The organism is Seonamhaeicola marinus, from assembly GCF_008085455.1.
The window spans coordinates 643-1,209 of the sequence record NZ_VSDQ01000436.1 but is presented as its reverse complement, the minus strand read 5'-3'; the positions used below and the strand labels follow the sequence as shown (position 1 = coordinate 1,209).

1 protein-coding gene is annotated in these 567 nt (G+C 33.2%); it reads left to right on the top strand.

The genetic code is table 11. The annotated features are described in order from the left end of the window. Positions 1–118: 118 nt before the first annotated feature. On the top strand, positions 119–567 hold a 449-nt coding region (locus tag FUA24_RS25730), incomplete at its 3' end, for a hypothetical protein (RefSeq protein WP_246146980.1).

Below are 567 nucleotides of genomic sequence, written 5' to 3'. Positions count from 1 at the left end.
TTTTAACTCTACTTCACCATTAAAATCGAAATAATGAATTCAGCATTATTATATATTTAAAATGTATGCCTATCTTAGCTTACTTAGTCACGCTTTAAACCAATATAATTAGTTGATTATGCTTAGGAAACAAGGATTGTATTCGCCGGAATTTGAACACGAAAACTGTGGTGCCGGCTTTATTTGTAATCTTAAAGGAGAAAAAACAAATCAAATCATTCATGATGCTTTAGAAATTTTAGTAAAACTAGAGCACCGTGGTGGTGTTAGTGCCGATGGAAAAACAGGTGATGGTGCTGGTTTATTAATTGATATCCCTCATGATTATTTTAACCGCGTTTGTAATTTTGATTTACCTGCGCCCAGAGAGTATGCCGTTGGTATGGTATTTTTACCAAAAATTAAAAACCAATACCAATTTTGTAAAAACATTTTTGAAAGAGAAATAAAAGCACAAGGGCTTTCTATTTTAGGATGGAGAACTGTACCTGTAGATTCATCGCAATTAGGAGCCATTGCTAAAGCATCTGAGCCAGAAATTGAACAAATTTTTATTGGCAAAACTGA